The 21,955-nt window shown below is 42.7% G+C and carries 15 protein-coding genes and 2 pseudogenes; all 17 read left to right on the forward strand.

Annotation, left to right across the window (positions count from 1 at the left end):
• Window positions 1–159 precede the first annotated feature (159 nt).
• The 17 genes and pseudogenes from PG418_RS10815 (at window position 160) to PG418_RS10895 (ending at window position 21,909) form a co-directional block, all read left to right on the forward strand.
• A complete protein-coding gene (locus tag PG418_RS10815; RefSeq protein WP_498837372.1) occupies window positions 160–5,421 on the forward strand; it encodes a SpaA isopeptide-forming pilin-related protein in 5,262 nt (1,753 codons plus the stop codon).
• A 68-nt stretch (window positions 5,422–5,489) separates the two neighbouring features.
• Window positions 5,490–5,636 carry a hypothetical protein gene (locus tag PG418_RS10820; protein WP_162290843.1) on the forward strand — a complete coding sequence of 49 codons (147 nt, stop codon included), beginning with the start codon at window positions 5,490–5,492 and terminating at the stop codon, window positions 5,634–5,636.
• The gene (locus PG418_RS10825) at window positions 5,623–5,901 is read left to right on the forward strand and encodes a hypothetical protein (protein WP_055297478.1); all 279 of its coding nucleotides are present in this window, start codon (window positions 5,623–5,625) and stop codon (window positions 5,899–5,901) included. Before PG418_RS10820 ends, PG418_RS10825 begins: the two co-directional genes overlap by 14 nt.
• Window positions 5,902–6,465: a PcfB family protein gene (locus PG418_RS10830; RefSeq protein WP_003864610.1), complete on the forward strand. Its 564-nt coding sequence runs from the start codon at window positions 5,902–5,904 to the stop codon at window positions 6,463–6,465.
• A pseudogene (locus PG418_RS10835) lies at window positions 6,462–7,859 on the forward strand (VirD4-like conjugal transfer protein, CD1115 family); the annotation flags it as partial. The gene PG418_RS10830 and the pseudogene PG418_RS10835, both read left to right, overlap by 4 nt.
• 583 nt (window positions 7,860–8,442) lie before the next feature.
• Entirely contained in the window at window positions 8,443–10,263 is a 1,821-nt protein-coding gene (locus tag PG418_RS10840; RefSeq protein WP_498837373.1) for a reverse transcriptase/maturase family protein, read from the forward strand.
• Between the two features lie 107 nt (window positions 10,264–10,370).
• Window positions 10,371–10,796: pseudogene (locus PG418_RS10845) on the forward strand (TraM recognition domain-containing protein); the annotation flags it as partial.
• Window positions 10,797–10,924: 128 nt separating this feature from the next.
• The gene (locus PG418_RS10850; protein WP_005334815.1) at window positions 10,925–11,140 is read left to right on the forward strand and encodes a Maff2 family mobile element protein; all 216 of its coding nucleotides are present in this window, start codon (window positions 10,925–10,927) and stop codon (window positions 11,138–11,140) included.
• 19 nt (window positions 11,141–11,159) lie between these two features.
• Entirely contained in the window at window positions 11,160–12,032 is an 873-nt protein-coding gene (locus PG418_RS10855; RefSeq protein ID WP_015514791.1) for a VirB6/TrbL-like conjugal transfer protein, CD1112 family, read from the forward strand.
• Window positions 12,033–12,054: 22 nt separating this feature from the next.
• Window positions 12,055–12,444, forward strand: a complete 390-nt coding sequence (locus PG418_RS10860) for a PrgI family protein (protein ID WP_033126086.1) — start codon at window positions 12,055–12,057, stop codon at window positions 12,442–12,444.
• Complete coding sequence (locus PG418_RS10865) at window positions 12,425–14,866, forward strand: VirB4-like conjugal transfer ATPase, CD1110 family (RefSeq protein WP_052084040.1); 2,442 nt, start codon at window positions 12,425–12,427, stop codon at window positions 14,864–14,866. Before PG418_RS10860 ends, PG418_RS10865 begins: the two co-directional genes overlap by 20 nt.
• On the forward strand, window positions 14,850–15,308 hold the full coding sequence (locus PG418_RS10870; RefSeq protein WP_003864573.1) for a hypothetical protein: 459 nt from the start codon (window positions 14,850–14,852) through the stop codon (window positions 15,306–15,308). The genes PG418_RS10865 and PG418_RS10870 overlap by 17 nt, the downstream gene beginning before the upstream one ends.
• Before the next feature lie 51 nt (window positions 15,309–15,359).
• Window positions 15,360–17,603, forward strand: a complete 2,244-nt coding sequence (locus PG418_RS10875; protein WP_498837374.1) for a C40 family peptidase — start codon at window positions 15,360–15,362, stop codon at window positions 17,601–17,603.
• 26 nt (window positions 17,604–17,629) lie between these two features.
• Window positions 17,630–17,938 (forward strand): DUF4315 family protein, encoded by a 309-nt coding sequence (locus tag PG418_RS10880; protein WP_005334805.1) that lies wholly within the window; start codon window positions 17,630–17,632, stop codon window positions 17,936–17,938.
• The gene (locus PG418_RS10885) at window positions 17,913–18,647 is read left to right on the forward strand and encodes a CD1107 family mobile element protein (protein ID WP_005334804.1); all 735 of its coding nucleotides are present in this window, start codon (window positions 17,913–17,915) and stop codon (window positions 18,645–18,647) included. Before PG418_RS10880 ends, PG418_RS10885 begins: the two co-directional genes overlap by 26 nt.
• A gap of 72 nt (window positions 18,648–18,719) precedes the next feature.
• Complete coding sequence (locus PG418_RS10890) at window positions 18,720–20,831, forward strand: DNA topoisomerase 3 (protein WP_117569914.1); 2,112 nt, start codon at window positions 18,720–18,722, stop codon at window positions 20,829–20,831.
• Window positions 20,832–20,859: 28 nt separating this feature from the next.
• Window positions 20,860–21,909 (forward strand): DUF5688 family protein, encoded by a 1,050-nt coding sequence (locus tag PG418_RS10895; protein WP_128868076.1) that lies wholly within the window; start codon window positions 20,860–20,862, stop codon window positions 21,907–21,909.
• Window positions 21,910–21,955: the final 46 nt, after the last annotated feature.

A 21,955-nucleotide genomic window follows, 5' to 3' on the forward strand; every position in this document is an offset into this window, starting at 1 on the left:
GGTACCGCCATATATTTGTGCTGTTATCTCAGCTTGTGCTGACTGTCCCAAATAGCGCAAATTTCAGGAAAGGAGGCGATCATCTTCGTATAAAAGATAATACGCAGACACGAACAGATAACCATACACAAAAAAATCAGAAAGGAAGGATTTAAGAGAATGAACGTGAAAAAGAAAGCACGCAGGGTGATGTCCGGTTTACTGACTGCAGTAACGGTTCTATCGACGGTACTCTCTCCCGCTGTTGCCTATGCTTCTGATGATGCCGGATCTGTAAAAAAGATTCCGTATTATGAGGAGATCAAGGATCAGTTGGATGAAGATGAAGTGGTAACTGCAAAGGATTATGAGATCAAGGTTGGAGACAATTTCGATGTAAAGAGTGATTATACCGGTCTTACGATCCAGGATGACAGCAAAGTAAAAGTTACATTTCAGGAAGCAAAAGATACGGACGGGAATGACTTTTCTACCGATTATGCCAATTCCTATAAGGCAGTCTATTATGTAGAACCACAGACAACGGATCACCCAACCTACCAGATCAATCGAAAGATCGTGGTAAAAGAAGCGGATCAGCAGAAAGATTCGCAGTCAGAAAGTTCTTCTGATCAGGATGCTGGTTCTTCCGATGAGACAGAAACAGAGGATTCTGAGGCTGGCTCGTCTACAGAGGAAACTGGTGATGCTAAAACGGAGAGCAAAACAGAACTGACAGAAAAAGAATTTGATGCAGAGATCGAAGCAACGGAGGATCAGGAGACCGTTGATCCGGAAACAGGGATCACACTCTCAGAGGTTATGCAGGAAGCGGTTGACCAGGAAGTTGCTCTTGCAGATCTTGAAGCAGGCGAAAGTATTACTTTTGATATGCCAATGATGCTTGCTTCCGGTGAAACAGGAACAAAATCAGTCACCGTCACAGCCGGTTCCTGGTACTATTACGCAGATTATGGATTAGGTTCTTATCTGACTTGTCCATATTATGTGAAATGGGGAAGCATCAATGCGACAGCATACTGTGTTGAACCATCGAAAAAAGGACCGGGAAATGGAACTTATACGATCCAGAAACTTGCCGATGGAAAAACACTTGCGAAGGTCTGCTATTACGGAACAAAAGCAAGTGATGAGAATGGTTTTTTCGATGAGAAACATCCGGATTTTCCGGCAGGAAAGAGATTCATCATTACGCATCTTGCAGCGGCTTATGCAAATGGATCCAGTGACTGGGCATCCGGAACCAATGCAACAGGAAAGAACCTGGCAATGGAACTTTACAATTATTGTGTAAATATGCCGGACATTCCGTCTGTAGATATGAGCTTTTCCGAATCTAATGTAAAGGCTTATGTGGAAGGAAACAGCCAGCGAACAAGTGTGATCATATTCAAAGCGGATAAACTGCAGACGATCACTTTCAAGCTGCCGAAAGGTGTAAAACTTGTAAATGTGACAACCGGAAAAACAAGTGCTGCAGGGGCTAATGTGGAGATTTCCGGTGGTACAAAGTTCTATCTGACAGCACCACTTAATCAGGCAGAAAATGTCAGTGCTACTTTCTCTTCTAAGATGAAAGGAAGTATTGATAAGGAATATTCAGCCTATAAGATCACAACAGGATCTGGAACACAGGACCTGGCTCTTGTTTTCGGTGAAGGTGTCGGAAATGAGAAATATGTGGATTTTAAAGTAACCTGGACAAAAGAATGTAAGGTATCCATTGTAAAGAAAGACCAGGATACAGGCAATGCACTGGCTGGTGCAGTGTACGGGATCTATTCCGATGCTGCATGTACAAAACTGATTGCAGAGATGCCTGCAACAGATCAGAATGGTGCTTCACAGCTCACAATGGAAAAGACACAGGAAGTTGTTTATCTGAAAGAAATCTCTGTTCCAACAGGATATCAGATTGATACAAAGTCTTATAATGTGACTCTTGCTATCGGAAAGACAACGACTAAAAATGTAACAGACAAACGTGTAAATGCAAAGATCAACATTGCAAAACAGGATGCTGAGACAGGGAATGCAGCACAGGGGGATGCAACGCTGGAAGGTGCAGTATATGGCCTTTATGCAAGGGAAGATATTGTTCATCCGGATGGAAGAACCGGAACGATCCATAAGAAAGACAGCCTGATCACATCCCTGACAACGGATAAGAATGGCGAAGCTTCTGTATCGGATCTCTATCTTGGAAAGTATTATCTGAAAGAGCTTAGTGCTCCGGTGGGATACGTACTGGATCCGACAGAACATGAGGTGGACTGTACTTACGAAGGTGCTACTGTTCCGACAGTAGAAAGAACTTCTGTATGTAAAGAAACCGTCATCAAGCAGCCGTTCCAGATTATCAAGGCAGCAAACAACGGGAAGACCGATGCAGACCTTCTGCAGGGAGTTGGTTTTTCGGCATGGCTTGTCAGTGATCTGAAAGTAAAAGCAGATGGAAGTTATGATTTTGATTCAGCCAGACCAGTTGTACTGACTGCAGATGGCCAGACAGAAATGTTTACCGATGAAAAAGGATATGCAAGATCGATTCCGCTTCCATATGGAACTTATGTGGTAAGAGAGACCACAAGCAAACACAACTATGCACCGGTCGATGATTTTGTAGTGAAGATCACAGAGAATTATCCGGATACACCGCAGACATGGCGAGTGCTGCTGGATAAAGAATTCAAAGCAAAATTAAAGATCATCAAAAAGGATGCAGAAACACAGAAATCTGTACTCCTGGCTAATACTGAGTTCAAGGTATACGACCTGGATAATCAGAAATATGTGGAACAGACAACATCCTATCCGAAGCCAACAGTACACAAATCTTATTTCACAAATGAGGAAGGATACCTGGTACTGCCAAAGAATCTGAAACCTGGTAACTACCGGATTGAGGAAGTGACGGCACCCGATGGGTACACGATATCCAAAAACTATGTGACAGTTGCCGTTGATACAGATACTGCTTATCTGACCGATCCTGTCACAGGAGATGCAGTCATTGATGTGGAATATACCAATGCCCCAGTCAAAGGTCAGTTAAAGATCTATAAACAGGGGGAAATGTTAAAAGGATTTGATAAGGATTTCCAGTATGAAATGGCCGGACTTGCAGGAGCAGAATTCGAAGTCTATGCGGCAGAGGATATCTATACTGCCGATCATCAGGTAGATGCAGATGGACAGAGAACTCTGTATTTTGCAAAGGATGCACTGGTAGCAACCGTCACAACGGATGCAGATGGTTATGCAACCGTAAAGAATCTTCCACTTGGCAGATACTATGTCAAAGAGAAGAATGCACCGGACACTTATGTATTAAATACTGTGCCGGAAAATGTCGAATTTGCTTATGCGGATCAGGATACTGCAGTGATCGAGAAAGAAATCTCTGTCACAGATGAACGACAGAAAGTGTCGATTACTGTCGAAAAACAGGATGCTGAGATAGGCAATACAGTAGCCGGAGCAGTGTTCGGTATTTACAATGCAAAAGACATTCAGACGAAAGATGGAAAAGTGATCGTCAAAGCAGATACTCTTTTACAGGAAATGACTTCTGATGAAAAAGGTCAGGCAGCATGTACACTGGATCTTCCACTTGGAGGCTATTATGTAAAAGAACTGAAAGCACCAGATGGATTCGTATCTTCGGATGAAGTACTGAGATTTGATGCTTCTTATCAGGGGCAGGATGTGCAGACAGTAACATTAAAATCCGTAAAGAAGAACCAGCCGACAACTGTTGAGATCACAAAATCAGATGCAACAACCGGTGTAGAACTGGATGGAGCTTATCTGAAAGTAACGGATAAAGATGGAAATATAGTAGATAGCTGGACATCTTCCAAAGATGCACCGCATGTGATCAAGTATCTGAAGGTGGGTGAGACTTATACCCTACATGAAGAGTTTGCACCGCATGGTTATCTGGTAGCCAATGATGTGACATTCACAGTCAAAGATACCGGAGAGGTTCAGAAAGTGGAAATGAAGGACGAGGTACCGGTTGGTGAACTCATCATCAACAAAAAGGGAGAATTTCTGGATTCTGTTACACTGACCGATAAGGTCAAAGGTGTGGTGGAACACATTTTCAACTATGTAACCGGAAAACTGACAGATGTTACGTTTGAAGTCTATGCTGAGGAAGACATTAAGGCTGCCGATGGCGTCAGTGACGATTACTATAAAAAGGATGAACTGATTGCAACGATCAAGACAGATGAAACCGGTATTGCAAAACTGGAAAATCTTCCACTTGGTAAATACTATGTGAAAGAAACAGGAACTGCTTACGGTCATGTACTGGATGGTGAGATCCGTCATGTAGATCTGACTTACGTGGATCAGGATACACCGGTTGTAGTCTATGACAAAGACTGGCAGAACAACCGTCAGAGAGTAGAAGTCAGTGTACTTAAGAAGGAAAAAGATTCTGACCGTACACTGGAAGGAGCTATCTTTGGATTATTTGCCAAAGAAGACATTAAGTCTGAGACAACTGGTAAAGTCCTGATCGAAGCCGATGAGATCATTGAACTGAAATCTACGGATGAAGAAGGAAAGATCACATTTGTTGCAGATCTTCCAATAGGAGCAACTTACTATGTAAAAGAGCTCTATGCACCGGACGGATTTGTAACCAACGATGAAGTAAAGGAATTTACTTTTGAGTATGCAGGTGAGAATCAGCCGACTGTAACCTATGATTTTACCTTTGAGAATCAGCCAACCGTTGTAGAATTTACCAAATCCAGTCTGACAACCGGAAAAGAACTTCCAGGATGTAAGCTGAAAGTGGTAGATGCCGATGGAAATATCGTGGATGAATGGACTTCCGGTAAAGAAGCACATGTGATCCGTGAGCTGACTGTCGGAAAAGAATACGCACTGGTTGAAACAAAACCGGCCGATGGTTATGTGACAGCTGAAAGCGTGAAGTTCACCATCAAAGATACTGCCGATGTGCAGAAAGTTGAGATGAAGGATGATGTGACGAAGGTGAAAATCTCCAAACAGGATATCGCCGGAAAAGAACTTCCGGGAGCAAAACTCACGATCCTTGATCAGGATGGAAAAGTTGTGGAAAGCTGGACCAGTACAGAGAAAGCACATTACATCGAAATGCTTCCAATCGGAAAATACACTCTCCGTGAAGAAACAGCACCGGATGGCTATCTGGTTGCAAAAGATGTGGAATTCGAAGTAAAGGATACTAGTGAAGTACAGCATGTAACCATGGTAGATGAGGAAAAACCGGCAGAAAAGACACCGGAAGGTGGAAAACCTGTCAGTGATTCACCAAAGACTGGGGATAACACCAATCTGTGGCTGTGGTTTATGCTTCTCGGCATTGGTGCGACTGGTACAGGAGCCCTTGCATTTATGAGAAAAAAGAAACACTAATCAAATAAGAATGAGCGTTCATGGAAACCGAAAGGAATCTGTGGACGCTTTTTTAGATGGGAGAAACCATGAGAAATATCATTATTTTTGTTGCTCTTCTGGGAGCAGCGGCAATATTTACAGTTTTGTATTGTCTCATTGCTGCCGGAAGTCAGGCAGAGAAAAAACTGACAGAAATCATGAGAAAAGAGGAAGAACAGAATGAAGACAAATAAAGATCTGATCATAGAACCAAATGCAGCTATAGAAGGAAGAAAGTACAGCGAAGAAAAGCCATGGTCCTGTAAGTACTGTTACTGGTGGGGAGGCAAAAAGAAAGGCTGTAACTTGAAGCAGTGCCATTATCTGCTTCCTGAAAAGAAAAAAGCGGTAAAAACAACACCATGTGGTGGCTGTCCGTATGGAAAACATGTTCCATGCATCGGATATTGTATTGCCCGTCTTCATTCTGAAATGAAAGGAAAGAAAGGACGTGGGTAATTGCAGGAAGAAGTAAATCAGAAAGTGATCAGCCTGAGCATCCAGGGAGTCAAGATCACTGCCAGTGTGCTAAAAGCAGCCATTCGGAAGTTCCTGGAAATGGACAACCGGAGGAAACAGAAAGCAACGCAGGTGAAAATGGCTGAAAAGACCGGACGGGCCCAGGAGAAAGGAAGGGAAAAAGCCCGAAAAAAGATTGAAAAGAAAAAGCCACATGGAAAGCAGACCATCAAGCAGCTGAATGCACAGGGAGTACAGCTTTCCAACATAAAGATCACAGATGAAAATATCAAATCCTTTGACCGTGTGGCAAGAAAGTACGGGATTGATTACAGCCTGAAAAAAGAAGTCGGTGCGGATCCACCAAAATATCTGGTCTTCTTTAAGGCTAAAGATGTGGATGTGATGACAGCGGCTTTCCGGGAATATGCCGGAGTAGAACTGAAAAAGAAACAGGTGAAGAAACCATCTGTCAGAAAGAAACTGCAGAAATCTGTAGAAAGAAAAGCAAAGCACCGCCAGCGTGTGAAGCAGAGACAAAAATCCAGAGGTCAGGAACGATGATGCGGGAGAAATTACAGAAGGTCCAGATCAAACGGCTGGTGATCTTAAATCTCCCATATTTCTTTATCTTCTATGTAGCAGATAAAGGATCCTGGCTGTACCGGCATTGCCTGGGAGAAAGCATGGTCCAGAGACTTGGCGTGATGTTAGTCAATTTTCGACTGGCATTTTTAAGCTGGCTGCCAAGTATCGCTTTGCAGGACCTTACAGTAGGTGTTCTGGTTGCAAGTGCATTAAAACTGGTTGTCTACTATCGTTCTAAAAACGCAAAGAAGTTCCGGCAGGGTGTGGAGTATGGATCTGCAAGATGGGGAAATAGAAAAGATATCGAACCCTTCATGGATCCGGTTTTTGAAAACAATGTCATCCTCACAGAAACGGAACGTCTGACCATGAACAGCAGACCAAAAGCACCAAAGTATGCCAGAAATAAGAATGTGATTGTCATCGGTGGTTCCGGATCCGGTAAGACAAGATTCTATGTGAAACCCAATCTTATGCAGATGACGGACCACGTATCCTATGTGGTCACTGATCCAAAGGGTACGATCATCGTTGAATGCGGGAAGATGCTGGTAAATGGAGGATACCGGATCAAGGTATTAAATACGATCAACTTTAAAAAGTCCATGCATTACAATCCGTTCCATTATATCCGGAGTGAAAAAGACATCTTAAAGCTGGTCAATACCATTATCGCAAATACCAAGGGTGAGGGCGAAAAATCAACGGAAGATTTCTGGGTCAAAGCGGAACGTCTATTGTATTCTGCACTGATCGGATACATCTGGTATGAGGCACCAGAGGAAGAACAGAACTTTTCTACTCTGTTGGAATTTATCAATGCCAGTGAGACTAGGGAGGATGATGAAGAATTTAAAAATGCAGTGGATGAATTGTTTGAAGAACTGGAAGTAGAAAATCCGGAACACTTTGCAGTAAGGCAATATCGCAAGTACAAGCTTGCAGCCGGCAAAACTGCAAAATCGATTTTGATTTCCTGTGGTGCCAGACTTGCACCATTTGACATTCAGGAACTAAGAGAAATCATGTCGTATGACGAAATGGAACTGGATATGATCGGTGATCAGAGAACAGCCATGTTTGTCATCATCAGTGATACCGATGACACATTCAACTTTGTGGTAGCGATTATGTACACCCAGCTCTTTAACCTGCTTTGTGATAAAGCGGATGATGAGCATGGAGGCAGGCTTCCCTATCATGTACGGCTGCTTCTTGATGAGTTCAGTAATATCGGACAGATTCCCAAATTCGACAAATTGATTGCTACGATCCGAAGCAGGGAAATCTCCGCTTCTATCATCTTGCAGTCACAATCTCAGCTGAAAACTATCTATAAGGATGCTGCTGAGACGATCACAGGTAACTGTGTGCGCCCAGAAGTCGCCAGTGCAATATAAATTGGCGACGTGGTACTTACAGGATACCGCCTTTAGCAAGCGGTAGGTAAAAGTATCAGGTGATGAAAAAATCACAACCTATTATCCTACAACTTATCCGAGAGGGGAAACCCGAAGGGGAGTGTAGCATGTTGTTGTTCCAGTTGGAACGTAAATAGGAAAGGCGCTAATCCTATGCGTCAGAATATTTAAGAATAAAAATCAGTGTATGAGGTACAAAGCTAAACTGCCTAAACGATAGCCAGAGTGGGGGAACCCGTGCCCCGCATACGAAAAGGATTGAAACGTATGCTTTTCATGTTGGTTTCATTTCGCAGTTATGAAAGCAAGCGATACTCATGAAAGAGCAACCGCAAGACAGCGGATAAATGGCGAAAGTCGGTGCCGACAACACTGAATGCTAATCCTGTATTTACTAACTGGGGATGACCTAAACCTGGTAACAGGCATGGTCACACAGCTCCCATAGTAGTCCGAGACGTTAATGACGATCACATGGCGAAGGGGAGCAGCTTATCAGAAAATACTAAAATGAAGGAAGGTGCGAGAGGCATTGAGAAATCCAACTGAGGTATTGAAAAATTTGATGGAAAAGTCAAAGAATGAAACTTACAGATTTCAGAGATTATACAGAAATCTGTACAACCCGGAGTTTTATTGGCTTGCGTATAAAAATATCTACGCAAATGATGGCAGTATGACTGCCGGAGCTGATGGAACAACGATTGATGGCATGGGTAACGAGAGAATTGAGAGGATTATTTTATCCTTAAAAGACCGAAGTTACCATCCTAAGCCTGCAAGAAGAGAATATATTGCAAAGAAAAACAGCAGTAAAAAACGTCCTCTGGGTATTCAGTCGGGGGATGATAAACTCGTGCAGGAAGGCGTTAAGATGATTTTGGAGAGTATTTATGAGCCTGTGTTCAGTAATAAATCACATGGGTTCAGACCAAACAGAAGCTGTCAGACAGCACTGAAACAGATACAGAACACCTTTACTGGTGCGAACTGGTTTGTGGAAGGAGATATACACGCTTGTTTTGACAGTTTCGACCACCATGTAGTTATTGACCTCTTGAAAAAGAGGATTGATGACGAAGCATTTATCCAGCTTATATGGAAATTCCTAAAAGCAGGATATATGGAACAATGGACATTCAACAGAACCTATAGCGGAGTGCCGCAGGGGTCGGGAGTCAGTCCAGTGCTGGCAAATATTTACCTTCATGAATTGGACAAATTTATGGAAAATTATGCAGAAAACTTCAATACAGAAGCCAAGAAGAAACATTTTTCTACTGCATATAAGTCCAGTGTCGGTAAGGCATACAGATATAGGAAAAAGGGCAGAGAGATATGGGATAGTCTGTCTGATGAAGAAAAGAAAATCAGATGCAAAAATCTTAAGGAACTGGAAATGATTGAAAAATCTACAACACCTTACGTCTATAACGACAGTAATTATAAAAGGGTGCAGTATACGAGATATGCGGATGATTTTATCATCGGGGTTATTGGTAGCAAAGCAGACGCAGAAGCTATCAAGAAAGACGTGAAAATATTCCTGCAAAAAGCATTGAAATTAGAAATGTCAGACACTAAGACAAAGGTTACGCACACTGGAGACAGAGCAAGATTTCTAGGTTACGACATTACGGTATCAAGAGTGCAGACGCTACAGAAGGCTTCTAACGGAAGGGTTCAGAGATGTCAGACAGGAGTTGTTAAACTGTATGTTCCACGCGAAAAATGGGTAGGTAAGTTAATTGAATACAAAGCAATGAAAATCAAAATCAACGAAAACGAAAAAGAGAGATTTGTAGCCCTTCATAGGGGAAAACTGGTAAACCAGAGCGATATTGAAATTCTCGCAAGATACAATGCAGAAGTCCGTGGACTATATAATTATTACTCCATAGCGAATGACTCCTTTAAAATAGGGAGATTTGCCAATGTAATGAAATACAGCATGTATAAAACATTTGCGTGCAAGTATAAGACGAATGTTCATGAGATTAAGCGGAGATATTGCAGAAACGAATTATTTACAGTTGCGTATGAAACAAGGCAGGGAATGAAAACAACAACATTCTACAGGGATGGTTATAAACGGAAGGAATGTGCTACAAAGTTTGATAATGTAAGCGAGCTTCCGCAGTTTTCAAAATATGCCAAGACTAACACTCTCAAACAGAGAGTGGAACGTCATACTTGTGAATTATGCCAAAAAGACTGTAGAAATCTGGTAATACACCAAGTTAAGAAACTCAAAGATTTAAAGGGAAATACAGAGTGGGTACTTCTCATGCGAAAAAGGAGAAGGAAAACACTCGTGGTATGCCCCGAATGCCATAATTTAATTCATTCGTAACACCGCAAATGATAAGCGGAAAGCCGTATACATCGAGAGGTGTACGTGCGGTTTGGGAGGGAGTGGATGCAAGTCCTTTTCGAAGGATGAGCTGAAGCTTACCTCATGACACCGTTCTTTTCCTGGGCGGAAAGGAAAGCTCCACACTGAAAGAAATATCAGAAACCCTGGGAAAGGAAACCATTGATCTTTATAACACATCAGACACCAGAGGCAGCAACCGGTCCTATGGACTGAACTATCAAAAGACTGGAAAAGAACTGATGAGTAGAGATGAGCTGGCGGTCATGGATGGAGAAAAATGTATCTTACAGCTTCGTGGAGTCCGGCCGTTTTTAAGCAACAAATATGACATCACAAAGCACAAACGGTACAAAGAGCTTGCCGATTTCAATAAGAATAATGCGTTTGATGTCGAAAAATATCTGGCACACCGACTGGTGATGTCGAAAGATACAGAATTTGAAATGTATGAAGTAACTGTAACACAAGAAGATGTATCAGCGATTGAAGCTGAGGAAGGTGAGGACTGATATGAAAGAAAGAATTCGAGCACCCTGCTACTACTGATAAGGGTACAAAAAGGTCTGAATAAAAGGGAAAGGAGTAGAGCCAAACGCTTACAGACCATAAGAAAAAGCGTTTGTTCATACATTTGATTATGGCTTTTTTTAGCAGTGCAATCAATATCCTTCAGACACTGGTCGTTGCAATCGGTGCCGGTCTTGGTGTCTGGGGCGTAATCAACCTGATGGAAGGTTATGGAAACGACAACCCGGGTGCAAAATCCCAGGGAATTAAGCAGCTGATGAGCGGTGGTGGTGTTATCCTGATCGGAACACAACTGATCCCGCTTCTGAGTGGATTATTTGGTTAAGAGAAAGGAGTAGAGATCCATGTTCAGTCAGATTTTTGATGCGATTGAGGAATGGATGAGGGAACTCTTAACCGGGATGATCACTTCCAACTTGGACACGATGTTTACTGATGTCAATCAAAAGACTGGTGAGATCGCTACCCAGGTTGGACAGACCCCGCAAGGGTGGAACGGCAGCATATTCAGTATGATCCGGAACTTATCGGATTCCGTGATCATGCCGATCGCAGGTATTATTATCACACTCGTACTCTGCTACGAATTGATTTCTATGCTGACCGAGCGCAACAACATGCATGATATTGATACCTGGATGTTTTTCAAGTACTTCGTAAAAATGTGGATCGCTGTATATCTGGTGAGTAACACATTTACGATCACAATGGCGGTATTCGATGTGGGCCAGCACGTAGTTAATTCTGCGGCCGGTGTTATCACAGGAAGTACCGCCATTGATATTTCTTCGGCATTGACGGATCTTTCCGCAACACTGGAAAGTATGGAAATCGGAGAACTTGTTGTATTGGCGCTGGAAACCCTTATCGCCGGCTTCTGTATGAGAATCCTGTCTGTACTAATCACAGTGATCATGTATGGACGTATGATAGAGATTTACCTATATACCTCAGTTGCGCCGATTCCATTCGCAACTATGAGTAACAGAGAATGGGGACAGATCGGCACGAATTATTTCAGAGGACTCTTTGCCCTGGCTTTCCAGGCATTTCTGATGATGGTATGCGTTGCAATCTATGCAGTGCTTGTTGCAGGTATCCAGTATTCAGATAATCTGAGTTCTTCATTATTTGGCGTTATGGCTTACACAGTGATCTTATGTTACAGCCTCTTTAAGACGGCATCCTTAAGTAAGTCGATATTTAACGCGCACTAAATTACAGGAAGGAGTGAAAATCATGGCATATGTCAGCGTACCGAAAGATTTAACAAAGGTAAAGAATAAAGTAGCATTTAACCTGACCAAAAGACAGCTAATCTGTATCGGGATAGGTGCTGCAATGGGAATTCCAAGCTATTTCCTCTTGCGTAATGTGATGGGAAACAGTAATGCAGCAACGGTCATGGTGCTTTTGATGTTACCGGCATTTTTATTTGCCATGTACGAAAAAGACGGGATGCATCTGGAAGATGTTCTGATGCATATGATCCGGGTGAAGTTTCTTCGTCCACCCGTTAGAAAATATGAAACTGAAAACTATTATGAGACAGATCCGGAACAGATCAAGCAGTCTCCGGATACAGGAAAACTGAAAGGAGGAAAAACGGTTGCGAAAAAAGAAAAATAAGAAAACTGTCGCAGATACCGGATACAAAAAAGTAGACAGAAAAGAGAAAAAGAAAAAGGAAAAGCAGGAGGAAAAACGCAGGCAGAAAAAACTGTCTGTTCAGCAGTCGATCGCTTATAAGGAAATGGGAAGAGATGGAATCTGCAGGGTACAGGGAAAAACGTATTCTAAGTGCATCCGCTTCTATGACATCAACTACCAGCTGGCTCAGAACGAAGATAAAAATGCAATCTTTGAAAACTGGTGTGATTTCCTCAATTACTTTGATGCCAGTATCCATTTTCAGCTGAGCTTTATCAACCATAAGAGCAGCATGAAGGAGTTTGAGCAGGTCATCCGGATCCGACCACAGGAGGATGCTTTTGATGATGTCCGTATGGAATACGCAAAGATGTTGAAACAGCAGCTGGCAAAAGGAAACAACGGTCTGGTGAAGTCAAAATATATCACCTTTTCCATCGAAGCGGATAATATCCGGGAAGCAAAGCCAAAGCTGGAACGTATTGAATCAGATATCCTGAACAACTTCAAGATCCTTGGAGTTCCAGCCTATCCATTGAATGGAGTGGAAAGATTGCAGATTTTGTATGAGACTTTCAATCCGGATATCATGACAGACTTCCAGTTTGATTATGGTTCCATGATCCGTACTGGACTCAATACCAAAGATTATGTGGCACCGACCAGTTTTGTATTCAAGGACAGAAATACATTTCGTATGGGAAATACCATCGGAGCAGTCTCTTATTTACAGATCCTGGCACCGGAGCTTACAGATAAAATGCTGGCAGAATTTCTGGATATTGATAAGAATCTCATCGTCAACCTGCATGTCCAGTCTGTGGATCAGATGAAGGCAATCAAGCTGGTAAAAAGCAAAGTGACGGATATCAACCGTATGAAAATCGAAGAACAGAAAAAAGCAGTCCGGGCCGGATACGATATGGATATCATTCCATCGGATCTGAACACGTATGGCGGAGAAGCTAAGCGTCTGTTAGAAGACCTGCAGTCACGAAATGAGCGTATGTTCCTTGTAACAGCGCTCTTTTTAAATACTGCAAAGACAAAACAGGCACTGGATAATGCCATCTTCCAGACGGCCGGTATTGCACAGAAATATAACTGTGTGCTGAAACGTCTGGATTATCAGCAGGAAGAAGGATTGATGAGCAGTGTTCCGTTGGGAGTAAATCATATCCCAATCAAGCGGGCTCTTACGACTACCAGTACAGCAATCTTTGTTCCGTTTACGACACAGGAACTTTTTATGGCAGGAGAATCCCTGTATTACGGATTAAATGCACTCAGCAACAACATGATTATGGTGGATCGTAAAAAGCTGAAAAACCCGAATGGACTAATCCTTGGTACACCTGGATCCGGTAAATCCTTTGCTGCAAAAAGAGAAATCACCAACGCTTTCTTTGTTACGAAGGATGACATTATCATCGGAGATCCGGAGGGAGAGTATTATCCACTGGTCCATGCACTTGGCGGACAGGTAGTACACATTTCACCGACCAGTAAGGATTATATCAATCCGATGGATATCAATATGGATTATTCCGATGATGACAATCCACTTGGTGTAAAATCCGATTTTGTCCTGTCCTTATGTGAGCTGATCATGGGAAGCAGGGATGGTATTGAAGCAGAGGAAAAATCAGTAATCGACCGTTGTCTTCCACTGGTGTATCAGAAGTACTTTGCAGATCCAAAACCGGAAAATATGCCGGTCCTTGGTGACCTGTATGATTGCCTCAGAAAGCAGAAAGAACCCCAGGCCCAGAGAATTGCAACAGCACTGGAAATCTATGTAAATGGATCACTGAAAGTATTCAACCATAGAACCAATGTGGAACTGAATAACCGTATTGTCTGCTTTGATATTAAGGAACTTGGAAAGCAGCTGAAGAAAATCGGAATGCTCATCGTCCAGGATCAGGTATGGAACAGAGTTACGATCAACCGTGGCATCAAATCTACCAGGTACTATATCGATGAATTCCACCTTCTGCTCAAAGAAGAACAGACAGCAGCTTATTCTGTAGAAATCTGGAAGAGATTCAGAAAATGGGGTGGTATTCCAAGTGGTATCACCCAGAATATCAAAGATCTTCTTGCCAGCAGGGAAATTGAAAATATCTTTGAGAACAGTGATTTTATCCTGATGCTGAACCAGGCTGCAGGTGACAGACAGATCCTTGCAAAACAGTTGAATATTTCCCCATATCAGTTGTCTTATGTGACGAATTCCAGGGAAGGAGAAGGACTTCTTTTCTATGGAACAACAATTATTCCATTTAAGGACAAGTTCGATAAGAACTTGAAGCTGTACAGTTTGATGACTACAAAACCGGAAGAAGTTGAAAAACGAGAGAAAGAAATGGAGGCGGAAAAGCATGAAGGAAATCGATAAGATCCGAATCAGGCAGTGGAACCAGGATAATCCTTACATTCAGATGAAAAATCTGGAAAATGCACAGCCTGGATACCGTGTTCATACAGTCAATGATGATCATCATCTGTATGAACTTCCGCTGGAAACACAGAACATTATCCTTGACTGGGTATTCTGGAATTTTTATCCGGCACAGAAAATCTATCCGCATCTTACCAGTGATGATCTGAAAGAAGTTTTGTATAAACGTACCCAGATCCATCTGCACAACAATCAGTTCAAGGAGGCTATGCTGATCAATGGTTTCTGGCCGAGAGATCCGAGTGAATTGAACTGGGTATTTCATATCCAGGCGAGCTCTCCAGCAATCAGGACACAGGCAGATGGTTATCCTGGTATCCCGATTATTGGACGCCAGGAACTAAATGAGTACAGAAAGAAAAGTTGTGCCAGGAGGTGATGACCTATAGCCGGAAAAGAATTTAAAGGCAAAGATAAAAAGGTCGCAAAGATGACCAGAGATGGTCTGACAGAAGAAAATCTCCGTGATGGTAGTGTAAAAGACATCAGTCACAGGAGCCGAGGGCGACCGGAAAATAAAGAAGAATTTGTTCCGGAACGGGAACGAAAAAAGGCTGGGAATGAAGATTCAAAATCGGGAAAAGGGAAACGACTGCAGATGGAAAAGATCCGGAAATCATCTGTCCGGCAGGAAGCTGTTGAGGATACAGTTGAAGTTACACCGGAAGAAAAAGTATCTAGATATCGAAAGAAACTGCATCGCCATGAAAAAATCCCGGATGATGATAACAATCTGAACAGCCAAAAGAAATCCATTCGGAAGAAGCAGCTGCAAAAACAGATGACCAAAGAACAGGCAAAAGCCGGAAGATTATCCTTTGATGATGAAGGAAATCAGATGGTGAAAGGTGCTGGCATGAAACCGGGAGGGACAGCCGGGAAATACATTGCTACACAAGCTGGTATATCTGGCATGAAAGCAGTCACTTCCGAAGAGGAAGAAACAGATGAAAATGCAGGTGTGGAAAGTGCCAGACTTGCAGAGCGTGAAACAGAAGCTGCGTTACGTGGCCTACGTCATGCTCAGATCCGCAGCAAACGAACGGATGTGAAAACCCATCGCAGAGGTTATCGTGAGGCTACTGTAGAAAAGAAACTGAAATTTGGTTCTGCAGAAAGTATGGAAGGAGTCAAACATGCAGAATCGGTAAAGAACGCTGAGCAAAAGAGACATTTCTATAACCGCTTCTTTCAGAAAAAACGATATAAGGATGCATACCGGGCAGCCAGAGCCGGAAAATCCGCTGGCAGTCTAGGTGGAGCGACAACCATTACCGGTGTCGAGAACATGACGGTGAAAGCAAAGATTGCCTTGAAAGAGATTATAAAGCGTAATCGTGCCATGTTCGCAGGCATCGGTATTTTTGCGCTTCTTTTTCTTGTCATAGCAGTATCTCTGGGGAGCTGCAGTGCCTCTATTGAGGGTGCTGGATCTGTGATCGGTATTACAACGTATCCAAGTTCAGACGAGGATATCTATGCTGCCGAAAACAGATATGCCGCTTTGGAAAGTGCCTTGAATCAGCAGATCAATGAGATGGAACGAAGACATCCAAATTATGACGAGTATCAGTACAACATTGCTGAGATTGGTCATAATCCATACCATCTTATCTCGTATCTTACCGCAAAATACGGGGACTGGACGTACTCAGATGTTGAAAACGAGCTGCAATCTCTTTTTGAAGCACAATATCATCTGAATACAGAAGGTCGAACAGAAACGGTGACAGAAACCAGAAATGTTCGCGTTGGAGAATCATTGGGACAGGTAGTGACAAGCGGATATTGTAATTGTCGAATCTGTTGTGGTGTATGGTCCGGAGGTCCAACTGCCAGTGGTGCATATCCAACTGCAAACCATACCATTGCTGTAGATGCTTCCAATCCATTTGTGCCGATTGGCACTAAGGTAGTAATGAATGGTGTGGAATACACAGTTGAGGATACCGGAGCCTTTGCACGATATGGTGTCCAGTTTGACGTTTACTATGATAACCATGCTGCAGCCTCTGCTCATGGACACCAGACCTGGGAAGCTTATATCGCAGATGACAATGGCAGTCAGGAAGTAACCGTTACCAGTACAAGCACCAAGAAGATTCTGTATGTGACACTGACAAATGGAAGTTTTGATGCTGTGGCAAGAGCCAATCTGAATGCAGAACAGCTGATTATTTACAATGCGTTAAATACGACCTATGGAAACAGAAATTATCTGTGGGATGTAAACAATGTGACCAGTGGATCAGGCGGTAATGGAATGAGCTATGAGATTCCACCGGAAGCACTGCAGGATGAAGAATTTGCCCGGATGATCCGAGAAGCGGAAAAATATCTGGGAGTACCTTATGTATGGGGTGGTTACTCTCCGTCCGGATTTGACTGTTCAGGATTCGTATCTTATGTCATTAACCACTGTGGTAATGGCTGGAACTATGGACGATTGACCGCAGATGGATTAAGAGGCGTATGTACTTATGTATCACCGCAAGAAGCAAAACCAGGAGATCTGATCTTCTTCCAGGGAACGTATAACACATCCGGTGCAAGCCATGTGGGTATCTATGTCGGTAACAATATGATGATCCATTGCGGGGATCCGATCCATTACTCAAATATCAGCACATCCTACTGGCAGCAACATTTCATGTGCTTTGGAAGACTGCCATAAAGGGGTGAACGAAGGGAGGTGAAAGTTTGAATAAAAAGATTAAAAAATATCTGGATGAGATTGCCAAGACAGAGAAAAAGATCGCGGATCTGCAGCAATATCTTAGGGGTGTCCAGGCTGCATTAAAGCAGGAAGAGGACAATGAGATGATCAGGTGCATCCGTGGTATGAAGATGGATAATGATCAGTTATATGATCTTTTGGATGGTATCCAGAGTGGAAAAGTTAAATTTCAGGTAAGCAGGGAGTCTGACGATGAAGGTTCAGGCTCCTTTGTATTCACAGAAGAAAATAAGGAGGAATATCAGAATGGTGAAATGGAAGAAAATGAATAAGAAAATGGCAGGACTGCTGTTGGGAGTCATGATGCTTTTTACAGCATCAACCACAGCATTTGCCTATGTGGATGAATCGGCAGAGGCATCCAAAGTAGAGACAACTCAGACGGAACAGTCAACAGACAAAGAAGAGAAAAAGGACGAGGCGACAAACACAAACGAGGTGCTGCCGGAAGATGGAACAGACAAGGGAACTGCATTTACGACACCTGGCAATGGTGAAGTCAAGGATGACATTACCGATGATTCCACAAAGGAATTTCTTACGGTTACAACGAAAAATAACAACACCTTCTATATCGTGATCGACCGTAGTGCCACATCACAGAATGTCTATATGTTATCCCAGATTGATGAGAATGATCTGTCCGAATTTCTGGATAAAGACAGCACTGCTACTGTCGTAACACCACAGCCAGATAAATCAAAGGTAGTGCTGGATGAAACAAATAATGAGGATGTAGACAAGGAAGCTACCATTGATCCGGAGAAAACAGCATCTGCAAAAACCAATATGGGTGCAATGGCAACAATCCTGATTTTGGCTCTCGGCGGTGTGGCAGCTTACTACTACTTCAAGATCTATAAACCTAAAAAAGAGGAAGATGAGGATGATCAGCCGGAAGGTTTGGAAACAGGTGGACTGGAAGAAGTTCCGGATGAGGAAGAGTCTGAAGACGAAGATTTTGAAGAAAATGAAAAATAAATAAACTTTTTTAGTGGAGGGGGCTGTAAAACATGCTCTCTCCGTTTCGTTATATGAAGGAGGTAATACATAATGTATTTAGTAATTGCAGAAAAACCAAGTGTATCAAGAGCAATCGCAGAAGTGATTGGAGCACAGGAACGAGAAGACGGATATTTACAAGGAACCGACTGTATGGTCAGCTGGTGCTTCGGACATCTGGCCGAATATGTTTCACCGGATGCTTACGATGAGAAATTTAACCAGTGGAGATATGAAGATCTCCCGATCATCCCGAAAGACTGGAAAGTTACAGTCTCAGAAGATAAGAAAGATCAGTTCTATATCTTAAAAAGACTGCTCAACAGTCCGGAAATTGAATACGTCGTAAATGCCTGTGATGCCGGACGTGAAGGAGAATTAATCTTCAAACATGTCTATGACTTATCCGGAAGTAAAAAGCCGGTGAAACGATTATGGATCAGTTCTCTGGAAGATTCAGCAATCCTTGATGGAATGCAGCATCTGAGATCCGCAGAGGAATACCGACATCTGGCCGAAGCTGCTGTATGCCGTTCTCAGGCTGACTGGCTGGTAGGAATGAATGCAACCAGAGCTTACACCACAAAGTACTTCAAAAAGCTGACCGTTGGAAGGGTTCAGACACCGACACTTGCCATGTTGGTGGAACGTGCCGGACAGATCAGCAATTTCCAGAAAGAAAAGTATTTCAATGTGGAACTCGATTGTGATGGAATTCCGGCTGTAAAGCCAAAAATCTTTGATCCGGATGAGGCGGAACAGTTAAGAAGTAGATGCCAGGGAAGTGAAGCTATTGTCACAGCAGTAAAAGAAACGGAAAAGAAAGTAAAAGCACCAAAGCTTTATGATCTGACCACACTGCAGAGAGAAGCAAACCGTATCTACGGAATGACAGCCAAACAGACACTGGATACCGCTCAGAGCCTGTATGAAAAGAAACTGATCACTTATCCAAGAACGGACAGCCAGTATCTGACCGAAGATATGGAGCAGACAGCAAGAAATGTGGTTCGTCAGATTTATGAGAAATATCAACTGACAGGTCCGTTTGATCAGCCGGAGCAGCCAGATGTGAAGAAAGTCATGAATAACAGCAAGGTGACAGATCACCATGCAATCATTCCAACGATGGAACTTGCATCCTGCCATCTGGATGAATTGAAATCCTGGGAAGAAAAGATTCTTTTCCTGATTGCAGTCCATACGGTCATGGCAATGAGTAAGGATCACATTTACCAGGAAACAGAGATTGAAGTGGAATGCCAGGGAGAAATCTTCAAAGCAAAAGGAAGAACTGTGTTGCAGGATGGATGGAAACTCTTTGAAAACTGCTTCAAGAATAAGGATCGCATGGCAATCGTAGATCCGGATCAGGAAATGAAAGAGAGGATGCCGAAAGTAACCCAGGGACAGACTTTCTATGCTGTAGCTGCAGAAAAGACAGAACATTTTACATCGCCACCAAAACCATACAGTGAAGATACTCTCCTTGCAGCAATGGAAACTGCTGGAAATAAGGAATTCGATGAAGACACAGAAAAGAAAGGATTAGGAACTCCGGCAACAAGAGCTGGTATCATCGAAAAACTGATCTATTCCCAGTATGCCACCCGAAAAGGGAAACAGATCCTTCCAACAGATGATGGAAAAGTCCTTGTGGAGATCCTGCCAGACTTTCTGAAATCTGCAAGTATGACTGCAGAATGGGAAAATCAGCTGCTCTTGATGGAGCATGGAGAGATTGCACCGGAACAGTTTATGACCGAGATCAAAAACATGCTGACCATGATGCTGAATGGATGCGATGCGATTTCCGAAGAAGAAACAAGAAGATTTCAGACCAGAGAAAGCATTGGAACATGTCCGGTATGTGGAAGCCTGGTATATGAAAGCAAAACCAACTTCTATTGTAGCAACCACGATTGTCACTTTGCTCTCTGGAAAGATAACCGCTATCTGCAGAGCATGGAAAAAACCATGGATAAAAAGATGGCTGCAGAACTTCTGAAAAGTGGATGTGTGCATGTAAAAGACCTGTATTCCAGAAAGAAGAATATGTACTTTGAGGCAGATCTTCATATGGATGCAGATGAAACCGGAAGGGTGAATTTTTCTTTATCCTTTCCCAAAAAGAAACCAAAAAACAAAAGCAAAAAGAAATAAGAAAACAGATTAGAGGAGGAAACGAAGAATGAATTTTAATGAATTTGTAAATGAAGTAAAGGACAATATCAGACTCTTTTTACCGAAGGATTATGAGAATGCCGAGGTGTCAACGATGGAGTGTCAGAAACTGAACCGTGCCTATACGGGATTGATGGTGAGAAAAGAAGGGGAGATGCTTACTCCAACAATTAATCTTAACCAACTGTATGAAGCATATAAAGCACAGCCTGGCGTAACAATGGAAACTGTATGTAGAAAGATTGCAGATATAGTCATTGAGGCACCGATACAGGTTGATCTGAAATCCATTTTAAATTATGAAGATGTGAAGGACAAGCTGTTTATCCGTGTATCATCAGCCGAAGCAAATAAGGAAGTCCTCGAAAATGCGCCACACCATCTGAAGGAAGATCTCGCAATCACCTATCATGTGGCAGTAGGCAAGGATCAGGATGGATTAAGTTCCATGTTTATCAAGAATGATCTGCTTGAACAGTATGGAATCTCTGCAGAACAGCTTCATGAAGATGCGATGAAAAGTTCACCGCGTGTCATGGCTCCGGAGGTATCAAGTATAGGTGCATTGATAGATGAAATGTACCAGAAAAATATTCTCATGCTGACACCGGATGAACGTGAAATGCTGCAGGAAACATTGCAGGAATCAAGCGAGATGCCGACATTCTTTGTTGTTACGAATACAGACAGAATTGATGGAGCCGGTGTGATCTTTTATCCGGAATTCATGGATAGCATGGGGGAACTTCTTGGAAATGATTTCTTCATTTTGCCATCATCCATCCATGAAATGCTGGTCTTGCCAGATGACGGGCAAGTGGATGCAGAAATGTTAAGAGATATGGTAAAAGAAGTCAATGCGACTCAGGTAGCACCAGCAGAACGCCTTACCAATGATGTATATCACTTTGACACAAAGGATCACGTCTTTGAAAAAGCCGGCAGATTTACAGAACGTCAGAAAGAAAAAGAAGCGCAGGCTGCAAAAACAGAGAAAGCAGGAAAAGAACAGCCGGATCAGAAACCGAAAACAAAGAAGCACGATATGGAACTCTAATATCAAGCATGAAACCCGTTAAATGAGCAAACGCCCTGCGGCATAA

The organism is Bariatricus sp. TF06-38A (assembly GCF_027690675.1).
Taxonomy (GTDB): domain Bacteria; phylum Bacillota; class Clostridia; order Lachnospirales; family Lachnospiraceae; genus Allocoprococcus; species Allocoprococcus comes.